This is a genomic window from Agarivorans sp. 1_MG-2023 (assembly GCF_030548385.1).
GTDB lineage: Bacteria > Pseudomonadota > Gammaproteobacteria > Enterobacterales > Celerinatantimonadaceae > Agarivorans.
This window is the reverse complement of record NZ_JAUOSJ010000022.1, coordinates 1-14,346: the sequence shown is the minus strand read 5'-3', so window position 1 is coordinate 14,346 and position 14,346 is coordinate 1. Positions and strand designations below refer to the sequence as shown.

At 44.6% G+C, this 14,346-nt stretch carries 12 protein-coding genes; 3 read left to right on the top strand and 9 right to left on the bottom strand.

Going from position 1 to position 14,346, the window contains the following annotated elements; translation table 11 throughout:
* Window positions 1-10: 10 nt before the first annotated feature.
* The 5 genes from apaG to lptD form a co-directional block, all read right to left on the bottom strand.
* Window positions 11-397 (bottom strand): Co2+/Mg2+ efflux protein ApaG, encoded by a 387-nt coding sequence (apaG, locus tag Q4592_RS21000; RefSeq protein ID WP_137674307.1) that lies wholly within the window; start codon window positions 395-397, stop codon window positions 11-13.
* Window positions 387-1,217 (bottom strand): 16S rRNA (adenine(1518)-N(6)/adenine(1519)-N(6))-dimethyltransferase RsmA, encoded by an 831-nt coding sequence (gene rsmA, locus Q4592_RS20995; RefSeq protein WP_137674306.1) that lies wholly within the window; start codon window positions 1,215-1,217, stop codon window positions 387-389. The genes apaG and rsmA overlap by 11 nt, the downstream gene beginning before the upstream one ends.
* Entirely contained in the window at window positions 1,210-2,208 is a 999-nt protein-coding gene (gene pdxA / locus Q4592_RS20990) for a 4-hydroxythreonine-4-phosphate dehydrogenase PdxA (protein ID WP_303516717.1), read from the bottom strand. Before pdxA ends, rsmA begins: the two co-directional genes overlap by 8 nt.
* On the bottom strand, window positions 2,205-3,482 hold the full coding sequence (gene surA / locus Q4592_RS20985) for a peptidylprolyl isomerase SurA (protein ID WP_303516716.1): 1,278 nt from the start codon (window positions 3,480-3,482) through the stop codon (window positions 2,205-2,207). Before surA ends, pdxA begins: the two co-directional genes overlap by 4 nt.
* Before the next feature lie 61 nt (window positions 3,483-3,543).
* Complete coding sequence (gene lptD / locus Q4592_RS20980; RefSeq protein WP_303516714.1) at window positions 3,544-5,820, bottom strand: LPS assembly protein LptD; 2,277 nt, start codon at window positions 5,818-5,820, stop codon at window positions 3,544-3,546.
* Between the two features lie 162 nt (window positions 5,821-5,982).
* Between lptD and Q4592_RS20975 the strand changes: the two genes are divergently transcribed.
* The 3 genes from Q4592_RS20975 to djlA are packed head-to-tail and all read left to right on the top strand — an operon-like array spanning window position 5,983 to window position 8,446.
* Window positions 5,983-6,963: an aminoglycoside phosphotransferase family protein gene (locus tag Q4592_RS20975; protein ID WP_303516713.1), complete on the top strand. Its 981-nt coding sequence runs from the start codon at window positions 5,983-5,985 to the stop codon at window positions 6,961-6,963.
* Window positions 6,960-7,640 carry an N-acetylmuramate alpha-1-phosphate uridylyltransferase MurU gene (murU, locus tag Q4592_RS20970; protein ID WP_303516712.1) on the top strand — a complete coding sequence of 227 codons (681 nt, stop codon included), beginning with the start codon at window positions 6,960-6,962 and terminating at the stop codon, window positions 7,638-7,640. The genes Q4592_RS20975 and murU overlap by 4 nt, the downstream gene beginning before the upstream one ends.
* Window positions 7,641-7,642: 2 nt before the next feature.
* Window positions 7,643-8,446 (top strand): co-chaperone DjlA, encoded by an 804-nt coding sequence (gene djlA / locus Q4592_RS20965; protein WP_303516710.1) that lies wholly within the window; start codon window positions 7,643-7,645, stop codon window positions 8,444-8,446.
* On the opposite strand, the gene Q4592_RS20960 is transcribed toward djlA, so the two are convergent.
* The 4 genes from Q4592_RS20960 to rapA all read right to left on the bottom strand — a co-directional run bounded on the left by Q4592_RS20960 (window position 8,443) and on the right by rapA (window position 13,949).
* Window positions 8,443-9,399, bottom strand: a complete 957-nt coding sequence (locus Q4592_RS20960) for a D-2-hydroxyacid dehydrogenase (RefSeq protein ID WP_303516708.1) — start codon at window positions 9,397-9,399, stop codon at window positions 8,443-8,445. The genes djlA and Q4592_RS20960 overlap by 4 nt on opposite strands.
* Before the next feature lie 68 nt (window positions 9,400-9,467).
* Window positions 9,468-10,244 carry a DUF3530 family protein gene (locus Q4592_RS20955; protein WP_303516706.1) on the bottom strand — a complete coding sequence of 259 codons (777 nt, stop codon included), beginning with the start codon at window positions 10,242-10,244 and terminating at the stop codon, window positions 9,468-9,470.
* Between the two features lie 62 nt (window positions 10,245-10,306).
* The gene (locus Q4592_RS20950; protein ID WP_303516704.1) at window positions 10,307-10,957 is read right to left on the bottom strand and encodes a pseudouridine synthase; all 651 of its coding nucleotides are present in this window, start codon (window positions 10,955-10,957) and stop codon (window positions 10,307-10,309) included.
* A 73-nt stretch (window positions 10,958-11,030) separates the two neighbouring features.
* Window positions 11,031-13,949, bottom strand: a complete 2,919-nt coding sequence (gene rapA / locus Q4592_RS20945; RefSeq protein WP_303516703.1) for an RNA polymerase-associated protein RapA — start codon at window positions 13,947-13,949, stop codon at window positions 11,031-11,033.
* Window positions 13,950-14,346 lie beyond the last annotated feature (397 nt).

Genomic DNA, 14,346 nt, shown 5'->3' with positions numbered 1-14,346 from the left:
CGTGCCTCGGCTAGTGCAGTTTATTGGGTAAGGATAATCGAAAAGGAGGAATCTCGGCCTCAAATTCATTACCTGCCTCATCTACCAAGGTGTAACTGCCTTGCATTACGCCCACTTCGGTGGCTAATACTGCACTACTGGTATAAGAGAAGGGCTTTTCAGGTTTTAGGTGGGGTTGTTTGCCAACTACGCCATCACCTTTCACTTCGTTCACTTTGCCATCACCGTCAGTGATCACCCAATGACGACGCAATAATTGCAGCGCGTGAGCGCTACAATTACGAATAGTGATGGTGTAGAAAAAGGCAAATTGTTGCTTTTCTGGTACTGAATGTTCAGGTAAAAAACCCGATTCCACTTCAATATCTAAATCATAGTCTTGAGTATTACTGGTCACTATTGGAAGCCTGCAATAATTGTTCTTTATCTATGTAATTAGCAATATCACAAAACTGTTGAATAGTTAAATTTTCTGGTCGAAGGGTTGGCTTAAGTCCCAATATTTCTAAGTGCTCTACGGTGAGTAAATTACCCAAAGCATTGCGAATGGTTTTACGACGTTGGTTAAAGGCTTCTTTACACACTCTATCTAAGGTGCTTAAAGAATTGAGCGGGTGCAAGGTACTTTCGTAAGGCTCTAAACGGACCACTGCAGAGTCAACTTTAGGCGGAGGCATAAAGGCTTCTGGCGGTACTTCTAAGGCTGGTAGCACCTTACATTGGACTTGAGTCATTACACTTAATCGGCCATAGGCTTTGCAATTTGGCTCTGCCGCCATGCGCTTAACCACTTCTTTCTGCAGCATAAAATGCATGTCAGAAATGGCACTGGTAAAGCTCAATAAATGGAAAATAAGTGGTGTAGAAATGTTATAAGGCAAGTTGCCAAAAACCCGCATTTTTTGCTCGGGTTTACACAATTGCATGAAATCAAATTTAAGCGCGTCAATTTCATGGATAGTGAGTTTGTCGGCCAAGGTTGGATGCTCACGCAAACGCTGAGCCAAATCTCTATCCAGCTCTACAACTTGCAGGTGGCCAGCAGTACTCGCTACTGGATCTGTCAATGCGCCTAGACCTGGGCCAATCTCTACCAAGTTTTCACCTGGTTGTGGGTAAATAGTGGCCACAATTTGGCTAATGACCGAATCGTTGTTTAAGAAATTTTGACCAAAACGTTTACGGGCACGGTGTCCCTGGTGAACTTGTTTATTCATGCTCTCGCTCCACCATGTCAATGGCTTGTTCAATGGCGGTAATCATACTTCCATGATCGGCTTCACCAGTTCCCGCAAGCTCTAAAGCTGTTCCGTGGTCAACTGAGGTTCTAATAAAGGGCAGTCCAAGGGTAATGTTTACCGACTTACCAAAACCTTTATATTTTAGCACCGGTAAACCCTGGTCGTGATACATCGCCAATACAGCGTCTGCTTCGGCCAAGTATTTGTCTTGAAATAAGGTATCAGCCGGTAAAGGGCCAATTAAATTCATATTATGTTCTTCGCGCATCTGCTCGAGCAAGGGGATAATAATGTCCAGCTCTTCTCGACCCAGATGCCCATCTTCCCCTGCATGAGGGTTCAGCCCACAAACAAAAATCTTTGGTTGCTTAATCGCAAACTTGGTTTTTAAATCGTGGTGCAAAATGGTAATAATGTTATGCAAGCGCTCATGGGTAATTGCTTTAGCTACATAAGCTAGCGGCAAGTGCGTGGTAGCTAATGCTACGCGTAACCCTTCGGTGGCTAACATCATCACGACATCGGCGGTGCCTGATTGTTGAGCGAAGAATTCAGTATGGCCACTAAACGACACGCCGGCTTTATTGATAATGCCTTTGTGTACCGGGCCAGTGACCACTGCGGCAAACTGCCCATTCATATTGCCATCACTGGCAAATTTAAGCGTATTTAACACATAGTGACCGTTCGCTTCATCTAGCTTACCAGCTATTGCCGGCGTGCTCATCGCTACTGGAGCAACGGTTAAGGTGCCAGCCGCTTGTGGTTTAGCGGCTTGCTCTGGTTGATAAGGAAGTAGGGTGATATTAAGGCCTAGTTTAGCCGCACGCTCTTTAAGTAAGCGTGGATCTGCAACTACCACTAATTCCATTGGCCAATCGCGCTGGCTAATCGCAAGTACTAAATCTGGGCCAATGCCTGCGGGCTCGCCTGGCGTTATAGCAATTCTTGCTACTGGCTGGCTCATGCCTCACCGTCCAAAATTTCTACATAAGCTTCTTCGCGAAGTTCTTCTTGCCAAGCTTGAGTTTCTTCGTTGAATTTACGATTGAAGATCATTTGATAAGCGCGGTTTTGACTGGCTTTATTGGTGGTGTCAGTGGTGCGTTTATCGAGAACCTCTAACAAGTGCCAACCAAAGGTTGAGCGGAATGGCTGGCTGAGTTCACCTACTTCTAAGCGGTTAGCTGTATCTCTAAATGCCGGTACGAATACACTTGGATCCGACCAACCAAGCTCGCCACCGCGTACCGCTGAACCTGGGTCCTCAGAATATTGACGAGCCAGCTCTTCAAAGGTCACTTCGCCGAGAAATAATTGTTGGCGAAATTCAGCGAGCAAGCTTTGCGCTTTGTTGTCACTAAGAATAATTGATGGCTTGATTAGAATGTGGCGAGCGTTTACTTCCAGCGTTTCCACTTTTTGTAAACCTTCGGCATCTAGTACCATCAAAATATGTAAACCTGAGTCAGTACGAATTGGCCCTAGTACTGAACCTTGATGTTGGTTTCTTACTACACCTGCAAACAAGGTCGGCATTTCTTCTATGGTCATCCAGCCCCAGTCTCCGCCCTCTAAGGCTTTTGGACCTTGCGAGTGAGTCATTGCCAACTGATTAAAGTTTTCGCCGTCTTTTAACTGTTGCACTAGGCTTTCTGCAAGTTGTTGAGTATTGGTTTCATCGCTACCAAGGCGCAACAAAATGTGCCCCACATGATAGCGAACAGTGCCTTTATCTTGCTCTTCTATAAGCTTCATTAAGGCGTCAATCTCTTGTTCAGAAACATTCACTCGGCGCTGGACTTGACTGCGACCAACTTCGCCTAAAACAATCTCTGTTCGAATGTCTTCGCGAAACTGGTTATAGCTAACATTCTGTTTTTCTAAATCGTCTAAGAATTGCTCACGAGTTTTCTTCTCTCCAGCGATGATGTTATCGATGGTGTTTTCTAATTGGCTATCACTAATTTTAATGCCAAGTCTGTCGGCAAGCTGAAGCTGTAAGCTTTCAAGGATGAGTCGATCCATTACCTGTTCTTGTAGCTCTTCCTCTGGAGGAAGTTCTTGGCCAGAATCTGTAGCATTACGCAATACTTTGTTGGTTAGCTCGTCAATCTGACTTTCTGTAATGACATCGTTATTTACAATCACTACGACTTTGTCGAGTAACTGTTCTTGAGCCTGAACCAGCCCAGTGTTAAGCATTAACATACTTACACTAAGCAAAATTAACTTTTTCATTTCGTTCCTATATTACGGCGTGCAAAGCGCCGGCTACTTTAACATATTTGTACTAAAGGTTTTAATTGTTGAGGTAAAAGGGCTGTCCGTATTTAAAGTTGCCGCCCTCTAACATTTGTTCACGGCTGCTGGTATCACTACCGCCAAGCCCTTTAATTTCGAAATCGAGACGTAGTGAGGTATCAAATTCGCCCACTCGGTCAACGCCTGAAGAGTCATCCACATAGGTGCTTTGTAGGCCACGTTGGTAAGTTAAGCGAATCCCCCAACAACAAGAGTTGTATTGAACGCCAAGATAGCTTTCGATGCTTCTATCTAAGATCATATCGCGGTAATAGCTACCTACAGCAGAAATGCTATCTGTAACGGGCCAAGCTACTTTGCTACCAATTTGGTTTACATCGCTCACCATGGTTTCACTAGCTTGTGAATAACGGTAATTAAGCTGTATCAGTTTTTGGATTTCTGGGCGCCACTCTACCGCCGCGTTGGCTTTGTTAATGCGGCCTTCTAAGGTATCGATTTGTATTCCAGTATGCCCGTACCAATCTTGTTGAATGTTAGCATCGGCTTCGAACGCGAGTGCCGAACTTGAATTGTTAGTGGGCTCGCTTCCCGGTATCAGAGTGGTGCGGCTGGGCTCGATATAAATAATTTGCCCCAGACTTAAGCGTAAGGTTTCTTGGTTACTTGGCGACAAAAATCGTGAATGTACACCTAAAGTAATTTGGTTAGCATCAGCAATGCGATCTAAGCCGCTGTAGCGTTGATCGCGAAACAGGCCGTAATAATCTTGTTGCAGGTTATCAGTATCGTATATGCCTATATCATCTTGATTGGTATATGGGATATATAAATATTTAATCACTGGCTCGAGTGTTTGGGTATAGTTGTCGCCATACCAGCGAGTTTTTCTATCAAAGTTTAAGCCACCCTGAACACTCACCTTAGGCAAGGTACGGCTTACATTCGTAGCCAAGTAATCGTACTCAGAACTATTGCCTTTATCTTGGTTGTAGTAGGTATGCATTAAAGCGAGGTCTGCTTGGAAAAAACCTGCAGGTACCGCATAAGGTAAACTTAAGCTCGGTTCTAAATGAACACGTTGAGCGGTGTAAACAGTGTTATCACTATGAGTGAAATTACTGATTTCGGTATCAAAACCAAATTGTAGGGTTTGCCAGTCAAGATCCCAATCACCCGCGAATGTAAGTTGTGGCAATAAGGTGTGTGGTTGTTCGGTGTTGCCTAGTACCTGAAAGTCTTGAACTAACAATTGGGTGTACCAGTTTTTGGTGTGGTAACCCACATCACCAGTTTGCAATAGTTGGTTTTCATTCACTTTGCCGAGTTTGTCGCCTAAGTCATTGAAATAGTTATCGTCACTGATTTGAGTGTAATCTGTGTTAAAACGCCAGTGGCGTTTATATTGGCCTTGATGGTCCCAATGAATCAGATAACGGTCTTCATTAATAACATCATCATTGGCTAGATATTCTGCGTTGATGGTGCCGTTATTTTGCCCTTTTAAGTATCTAAACTCAGTTTGTAATTGCAAGCCTCGGCGTGTCATTAAACGCGGAGTAATGGTTGCATCTAAGTTGGGGGCAATATTCCAGTAATAGGGCGTGGCGATATCTATACCATTTTTAGTTGAGGTAGAGATGGTTGGAAACAAAAAACCACTATGACGTTGGTCGCCAATCGGATAAGAGAAATAAGGCAAATACATAACCGGCACATCAAATAGCCTTACGGTGGCATTTTTAGTGGTAGCCCATTGTTCTTTTGAATCGATATCAATTTTTTCTGCGCGGATTTCCCAACTCCTATCATCGGGTGGGCAAGCAGTGTAGCTGGCTTCCTCTAGTGAAAGGTTCTGTTCGCCATTGATGGTAAGGTTATGCGCTTCGCCCCGGCCTTGTTGCTCGAAGAGCTGATATTCAGCTGAGTTAAGTGTGGCTTTGTGATCTTTCAAACTTGCATCAAAGGTATCGCTTTTTACACTCACTAGATTATCTTGAAATTCAATCTCGCCGGTTGCTTTAAGGGTTTGTGCTTGCTCATCAAGCACAGTATTTTCGGCTTTCAGTACACGAGGCCCCTGAGCAAACTCAACATTGCCGGTAAAACTGGCTTTATCGCCCTGTTTAGCATGCAGTTCATCTGCCGCAATAGTGTATGGTGCGAGAGGGTCTACGGGACCGGATTTAATGCGCTCTGGAATATGAGCTCGGCATTGTGGCATGGACAACGGTGTTTCTGCATGAGCACTGAGGCTAGAAAGCAACGCCGCTAATCCTAGCGAAGTTTGCAGGCACCGTTTAGTTACGAACATATAAATATGAACCATTCCCTGATATAAACAAATTCCAAGCGCGAGACTTCAACGTTGTGCTTAGTGAATTCTGTGGTTAAAGTTAGCCGCTTATAATACTGGATTTATTGGTGAGCGGCTATTTAAAGGCTGCTATTAGTATAAGAAATTATAGGTAATTTAGTGCGCGAATCTGCTTTACAGCAATGGCTGTCAAAAACCTTACACATTGTACCTCCTCAGTTAACGATGATAAGTGGTGACGCCAGCTTTCGACGTTATTTTCGCTTCACCTTAAAAACGGGTGAAACAGCGATTGCTGTAGATGCCCCGCCCAGCACAGAAAAAAACCAACAGTTTGTCGCGTTGGCTAAGGCGCTATGTGATCAAGGCATTGCCGCAGCTAAGGTGCTAGCGGCAAACTTCGATGACGGCTTTCTCTGTATAGAGGATCTTGGTTCTAGCATGTTAGAAGATCAGCTTAATCAAGACTCTGCTCAGCAACTTTATAGACAAGCACTTGATTTAATCGTTCACTTACAAACAGTTAAACGCTCTGATTTGCCGGAATTAGACACATTTGACCGGGCGTTTATCCAACGAGAGTTAGATATATTTGCTGAGTGGTTTGCCGGAAAAGAATTGTGCTTAGCAGAAGGTTGGCAAGACAGAGCTGCTTGGGATGAGTTATGTGATTCTGTCAGCCTGGCGATTTTAGAGCAGCCCTATGTGCCGATGCATCGTGATTTTCATAGTCGTAACCTGATGCTGCATAAGCAACAAATGGTGATGATAGATTTTCAAGATATGGTGTGGGGGCCTGTTAGCTACGATGTGGTTTCACTGCTAAGGGATTGTTACATTGCATGGCCAGAGCCATTAGTTGATGGCTTAAATCTAGAGCTCTACCAGACAATTAAAGCCAATTTTAAGCAAGATGTTAGTGTAGAACAATGGCAACGATGGTTTGATTTAACCGGTTTACAAAGACACCTCAAAGCGATTGGTATTTTCTGTCGTTTAGATCACCGTGACGGTAAAACAGCTTACCGAGCAGCTATTCCACAAACCCTTAATTACGTTATGCAAGTGAGTGCTCGCTATCCTGAGTTAGCTAAGTTTAATCAGTGGCTAAAGCCTATATCGGAAGGGTTTAAACAATGAGTCAGATCAAAACCGCGATGATTTTGGCGGCGGGGCGGGGCGAGCGAATGCGCCCACTTACCGATAACTGCCCAAAGCCATTGCTAAAAGTCGCAGGTAAATCCTTAATTGAATGGCACATTGATAAATTGGTGAGGGCAGGGATAAGCAAAATTGTTATCAACACCGCGTATTTGGGAGAGCAAATAGAAGCAAGTGTCGGAGATGGTCAGCGCTGGGGAATAGAGATTTTGTATAGCCACGAAGTCGCTGCATTAGAAACCGCCGGCGGAATTGTTAATGCACTCCCCTTAATCGCCAGTAAACAATTTTTGGTGATCAACGGTGATGTATGGAACGATTGGGACTATCGAACACTTTGCCAAAATACAGTACTTGATGCTGATGCTTATTTGTATTTGGTAGCGAACCCAGCGCACAATTTGACTGGAGATTTCAGCCTTAACAATGGCAAAGTGCTAGATACACCAGAGTTCACCTTTAGTGGTGTGGCTATTTATCAGCAGTGTTTTTTTGAAGGTGCAACAGAGGGTAAGCAAGCGCTCGCTCCTATGTTACGCAAAGCAATGAAAAAGCAGCGTGTAAGTGGTCACTTACAACACGGACATTGGGTTGATGTGGGTACTCCGCAGCGACTGAAAGAACTAGATAAACATTTAACCAATAACAGAGATTAACTATGCGTGTTTGGGGAAAGGTATTAGGGGTATTTTTTGGCTTCCTATTTGGCAATGTTTTTGGAGCCTTACTTGGCTTATGGCTTGGCCATCGTTTTGATAAAGCAGTGGGCGGAAACTTTGTTTTTTCTGCTGCTAATAGCCAAGCTGCTCAGCAAGAGTTTCTATTCTCCACTTTTGCGGTCCTTGGGCATATTGCCAAATCCAAAGGTGTAGTTACTCAGCAAGAAATTCAGGTGGCTAACTTTTTAATGGATCAAATGCGCTTGCAAGGTGAAGCTCGTCGCCAAGCGCAAGAAGCATTTCGCCAAGGGAAAGATTCTGATTTCCCGTTAGAAGAGCAAGTGTCTCGTTTTGTTGCTGCAGTAAACGGCCGCCGAGATTTATTGCAAATGTTTATGGAAATTCAATTACAGGGTGTATTTGCCGATGGCGTGATTGACGACAGTGAACATGCTTTGTTGAAACGGGTTGCGCTCGCACTGGGTTTCTCAGAGCAAGAGTTGCAGGCAATGATATCGCGCTGGGAAGCCGAGCTTAAATTTCATCGTCATGGCGGCGGTCAACGTCATAGCACACAAAGCTCTGCTAAACAGCTAGAAGAGGCTTATCAAATACTGGGTGTAAGTGCCGAGGATAGTGACCAACAACTTAAGCGAGCCTATCGTAAACTGATGACTCAGCATCACCCCGATAAACTGGTAGCCAAAGGTTTACCGCCCGAGATGATGGAGCTTGCTAAGCAGCGAACTCAAGATATTCAGCAAGCTTACGAACTGGTTAAGCAGCAACGAAAAGCGGCTTAATCTGGAAATACTTGATGACGGGTTTGGCCAGCGGCAAAGGCATCTATATTGCCAATGACTTGGTCGGCCAACATTTGCATGTTTTGTTGACTGGCCCAGCCTATATGTGGGCTCATTATAAAATTGTTTAAGTGCATTGCTTGTAACAAAGGGCTATCGGCCTTAGGGGGCTCAGATTCCGATACATCGCTAGCGGCACCTGCTATTTGTTTATTTTGAAGGGCCTGTAATAAGGCCTGCTCATTCACAATGCCGCCGCGTGCGGTATTAATTAGCAATGCATTTTTCTTCATTAACAAAAACTCTGGTTCATCGATCAAATCTTGAGTTTGCGGAGTTAAGGGGCAGTGAATACTGATCACATCGGCACAAGAAAGTGCCTGGTTAAAGTCCACTCTTCCCGGCCTAGGCTGTTTGTTTTTGTGCTCTGCAAAGATCACCTTCATGCCAATATTACTGGCTAACTCTGCTGTGGCTTGGCCAAGGTTTCCTGCGCCTATTACCAGTAGCGTTTGACCCGCTAAGTTATCTATCGGATAGTCAAAAAAGCAGAACTGTTGAGATTCCTGCCAGCGCCCGTGTTGAATTGCCTGATGATAAGCCAATAGGTTGCGTCTTAGATTAAACATTAACGCTAGGCTGTGTTCGGCAATGCTTTGCGATGCGTAATCCCTAACATTTGAAACCACAATGTTTAGTTCCTTAGCGGCGTGTAGGTCTACGTTGTTGGTGCCGGTGGCGGCTACTGCAATCATTTTGAGCTGTGGTAATTGCTCTAACAACTGCCTGTTTAATTGCACTTTATTCACGATAATGATGTCGGCATCATTGGCCCGCTCTAATACTTGTTGCGAGGTGCTGCTTGGGTATTCATACCATTGATGGGGGAATTGTGGACGGCTAAGTTTAATGTTGTTGGCAAGAGTAAGGCGGTCTAAAAATACAATTTTCATGTTTAAGCATCAACGTAGGTTGTTTGTGCTTAAGCTTACCAATAAGCGCTGGCTGCGACTACTTGCGGCTAGTACCAGCCTAAAGAGCTAAACCATCCGTAAACGGTTTTGTTTAACTTCGCACTATTCGGCTCGTTGTCGGCGGTGGCAGGCAGGTGTGTTTGTCGGTAGTTTAGTTTTTGATTTTTATTACTGGCGGTTAGCCTTAGTTCCCGAGCATGTTGTTGCCATTGGTTATATTGCTCTGCGTAAATATCTAATACTGGGATAGGCAGCTTGGCGGTTTGTTCTGCCAGCTTTTTGTTGAGTTGTTGGTTTGGGTAGTAGGCACTGATTAGCACTAAACCATCTGGCGGAGTCAGTTGTTGCTGAGACAATAACTCGACCAACCATGCGCCCATTACCCCCTGGGCAATAATCACCTGAAAACCAAATTGTTCTTGTTGATTTTGTTTGGCTGCCTCTATTACAGCTTGCAGATTTTTTTTGTATTGCTGTTGTTGTTCGGTGTCTTCAGCTTCTATTTGCTGCATTAAACCTTGCATAGGAGCAGGGGGTAGAACAGCACCCGTTTCCCAGCCGAGTTTTGGTAGCGCTTGGCGGAGCGAATCAACACTGTTGGGCGCGCTAGGTGATACACCCCAATCGGGTAGCAGAATTACTGTGCCGCGTTTTTGAGGTGTTTCTTCTTCTAGCCATAGGCTAACAAACTGTTGTTGCTCTACGTCAAGCGGCTTAAGCTCGCCATTGACTTGCCAGTGTGAAAAATCTTGAGATTGAACTTGAGCCCATGCCCCATTTATCGCCAATAAGCTGGTGAGCACGCAAAGCTTAACAATTTGCACGATAAACGATTCCTTGGCCAAGTTAATACTTATGTATCGGACACACTAGGCGTAAGCTTTAACTAAAACGGTGGCGCGCATTCAAATTCCATAAATTGCTCTGTATCAGGGTGGAAAAAGCCAAGCTTGGCGGCATGTAAATGTAAGCGCTCACTCAAGTCTTTAGCTTGCTGATTAGCATAAAAGGCATCACCAATAATGGGGCAATTAATTTGCTGCATATGAACTCTTAACTGATGGGTACGGCCAGTAATCGGCTTAAGCTCAACCAGACTACTTTGCTCTCGCTGCTCAATGACTTGCCAATGAGTGAGCGCCTCTTTGCCCTGCTCATAATCGACAATTTGTTTGGGACGATTTGGCCAGTCACAGCGTAAGGGTAGGTTAACTTCGCCACTACTGTGTTCTGGGTGACCAAATATTTCTGCGTAATAGGTTTTGGTGGTTCGTCGCTGTTGAAACTGTCGGCTTAAGTGGCTTTGCGCGGGTTTGCCTAGTGCCATCACAATTAAGCCAGAGGTTGCCATGTCTAAGCGATGTACCACTTTTGCATCTGGCCACACCCGCTGTGCGCGATGCCATAAACTGTCTTTCTCAAGGCGACCGGGTACCGATAACAAACCACTCGCCTTATTAAATACAATCACAGCGTTGTCTTTGTAAACAACACTAAAATAGGGAGACATTGGCGGACGATAAACAAAATCGGGCATAGCTACAGCTCTAAAAAATAAGGCCTTAGTGTAAGCTAAGGCCTTGGACTAAATAAAATAGAAAATCGACTAACTAGTTGTGTGACACCAGAATTACTCGCAAAGCGTCCAGTTTTACTTGGGCTTTTTGCAGGTAATTGCCTGCGTTATCACGCAGTTCGCGTAAGGTATTCAACTCATCTTGGCGAATGCTTGGATTAACCGCACTTAATGCCTCTAAACGTTCCAGCTCTGCATTTAAGCTTTGTTGCATGCTTTGGCTTGCGTTATCAACCACTTCTGAGAGTTGCTGTTGAGCAAGTTCATTGGCTTGCGCTAACAAAGGGTGAATTTGTGCTTGAGAGGCGCTAATCAATTTGGCCGCTAAATGGCGATTAACCGCCGAAAGCTGTTGGTTAAATTGCTCAAAGCTCACATTGTTAGATAAGTTTCCACCGTTTTTATCAAGCAGAATGCGTACCGGCGTTGCGGGTAGGTAGCGTTCAATTTGGTATTCAGCGGGGGCACTGGTTTCTATTACAAAGATCCCTTCTACAAATAAACTACCTACGGGTAGCGCGCGGTTTTTAAGTAGCGCTACCGAGGTGGTACCTAAATCGGCGCCCAAAATGGTATCGATACAACTTTGTAATAAAGGGTGCTCCCAAGACATCAGCTGAATTTCATCTCGGCTTAACGCAGTGTCTCTATCGTAAGTAATGGTACAACCGTCTTCCGGTAAGCCATTAAGTGTAGGAACTATCATTTGTTCGCTAGCGTGCAGTACTAGAGCATTTTCGCCTTTGTCATCTTGATTGATCCCAATCGTGTCAAAGAGACGCAAGCTAAAGGTAACAAAATGAGGATCTTGTTCTGCCGCTTGAATTTTTTCAATCAACTCAGCCGCTTTATTACCGCCACTAGAATGAATTTCTAATAATCGATCACGGCCAGCATCCAGTTTTTGTTTTACTGCATGATAGCGTTTTGCGGTTTCACTAATCAGCTGATTCAATTCAGCTTCGTCTGGCTCATTTTGTGCCAACAAACCCATTAAGCTTTCACCAAACTCAGTGTAAATAACCGACCCGGCAGGGCAAGTTTGTTCGAAAGCGTTTAAACCTTCGTGATACCAGCGTAATAAGGTTTGCTGAGGTGTGCCTTGTAAATAAGGTACATGGATCTGAATATCGTTCTGCTGACCAATGCGATCTAGGCGACCAATCCGTTGTTCAAGCAAGTCGGGATTAGTGGGTAAGTCGAATAACACAATATGGTGGGCAAACTGAAAGTTACGACCTTCCGAGCCAATCTCTGAACATACCATGAGCTGTGCGCCAGCTTCATCTTGAGCAAAGTAAGCTGCGGCTTTATCGCGCTCAAGTAGAGACATGTCTTCGTGAAATACCGTGCCGCGAATTCCCTCACGAGTACGCACTGCATCTTCAATAGCCAGCGCTGTGGCTGCTTTGGCACAAATTAGAAGTACTTTCTTTTGTTTGTGCGCCAGTAAGAAGCCAGTTAACCATTCAATTCTTGGATCAAATTTGCTCCAACTCGCTTCTCCTTCAGCTTCACCTTCAAATTGCTGATAAAGCTCTTCTGGGTACATCAGCTGGTTAGCCGAGCTAGGGTTACTACCTTGCATCATTTGATGCACTTTTAAAGCGGTTTGATACTGACTAGGTAAACCCAAAGGGTAGCTCGCCAATTGGCGTAGCGGGAAACCTTCCATCGCGCTGCGAGTGTTTCTAAATAAAACACGGCCAGTACCGTGGCGATCTAACAAATGCTGCAACAATTCGTCGCGGGCTTGTTGCTGTTGCTCATAACTAGATGCAGCATCATTAATAATGCTGAGTAGCGGCTGGATGTCGTTTTCTGTGAGTAGTTCGGTTAGCTTATTCGCTTGCTCAGGAGTTAACGGCGCGCTATTTAATAGCGATTGCGCGGCATCTGCTACCGGTTGATACTGCTGCTCTTCATCCATAAAGGCTTGGTAATCGTAAAAACGGTCGGGATCCAGCAAACGCAAGCGTGCGAAGTGACTCTGATGACCAAGCTGGTCAGGCGTAGCCGTTAGTAACAATACACCCGCTACTTTCTTAGCTAAGGCTTCAATAATTTGGTATTCGCGGCTTGGTGTTTCTTCGTCCCATTGTAGATGATGAGCTTCGTCTACAATCATCAAATCCCAATCAGCTTCAACTACTTGCTCGAAGCGTTTTTTGCTACCGCGCAGAAAGTTTAAGCTGCATAAAACCAGCTGTTCAGTTTCAAAGGGGTTATCTGCTTCGGCATACGCTTCAATGCAGCGGTCTTCGTCAAACAAACTAAAGTGCATGTTAAAGCGGCGCAGCATTTCAATTAACCATTGAAACTGTAACGCGTCAGGAACCACAATGAGTACTCGCTTAGCCAAACCTGCAATCAGTTGCTGGTGGATAATGAGGCCAGCTTCAATGGTTTTACCCAATCCCACTTCATCAGACAGTAATACGCGAGGAGAGATACGGCGTCCAACTTCACTGGCTATATAGAGTTGGTGAGGAATTAAACTGACTTTACCGCCCATTAAACCTTTAAGGTCTGATTGCTGTTGTTCAAAACGTTTAAGCAAGGTTTGGTAACGGACCACGAAACTATCGAAGCGGTCTACTTGGCCGGCAAACAAACGATCCTGTGGTTTATTAAACTTAAGGAAGTGACTCAAAAACATCTCGCGAAGCTGAACCGTTTCTTCAGTGTCATGGCGTACGCCATGGTAAATAATCAATTCGTCTGCTTGTTCTACCTCGGTAATAGTCATCGACCATTCTTCGGTACTGGTAATATCATCGCCTACATTAAATACCACACGGGTAACCGGTGCTTCGGCCATAGCATAAAAGCGGTTTTCACCACTGGCAGGGAACAGTAAGGTCACCATTCTGCCTTCCATAGCAACTACGGTTCCTAAACCTAACTCAGATTCTGAATCACTGATCCAGCGTTGGCCGATAGAAAATGACATCAGCAAGAGACTCCAAAGGAAAAAGGGCGGCTATGGTATCCAATACATCAGTGAAGTAAACCAAGAATTACAAGATTATTGCTTCTATATAGAGGAAGCTACTCATGTGCCATAGCGAAACGCCAAAACTAAACTATAGTTATTGAGCTGAGAACATGCGAATCAAGCTAAAAAAAAGCACAATCTGTTTGCTATCTGAACACTTAACTCGATTTCTGTGATTTTCTTCAAAAAACGCTTGCACCAAAATCGCGGTTCCCTATAATGCGACTCCACTGACACGGCAAGCGGCGCTGCAAAGCACGTTGAAACGATGTCAAGGTTGGTAAGGCCTGAGGCTTTATTAACGGCTCAAAAACTTCTTCTTAATTAATATTAAAAAGCGGTTGACAGCCAC

Coding starts and splice junctions, on each gene's coding strand:
- surA (WP_303516716.1), bottom strand. CDS start 3,482: ATGAAAAAGTTAATTTTGCTTAGTGTAAGTATGTTAATGCTTAACACT.
- Q4592_RS20950 (WP_303516704.1), bottom strand. CDS start 10,957: ATGCCCGATTTTGTTTATCGTCCGCCAATGTCTCCCTATTTTAGTGTT.
- Q4592_RS20960 (WP_303516708.1), bottom strand. CDS start 9,399: ATGAAAATTGTATTTTTAGACCGCCTTACTCTTGCCAACAACATTAAA.
- murU (WP_303516712.1), top strand. CDS start 6,960: ATGAGTCAGATCAAAACCGCGATGATTTTGGCGGCGGGGCGGGGCGAG.
- pdxA (WP_303516717.1), bottom strand. CDS start 2,208: ATGAGCCAGCCAGTAGCAAGAATTGCTATAACGCCAGGCGAGCCCGCA.
- djlA (WP_303516710.1), top strand. CDS start 7,643: ATGCGTGTTTGGGGAAAGGTATTAGGGGTATTTTTTGGCTTCCTATTT.
- rapA (WP_303516703.1), bottom strand. CDS start 13,949: ATGTCATTTTCTATCGGCCAACGCTGGATCAGTGATTCAGAATCTGAG.
- lptD (WP_303516714.1), bottom strand. CDS start 5,820: ATGTTCGTAACTAAACGGTGCCTGCAAACTTCGCTAGGATTAGCGGCG.
- rsmA (WP_137674306.1), bottom strand. CDS start 1,217: ATGAATAAACAAGTTCACCAGGGACACCGTGCCCGTAAACGTTTTGGT.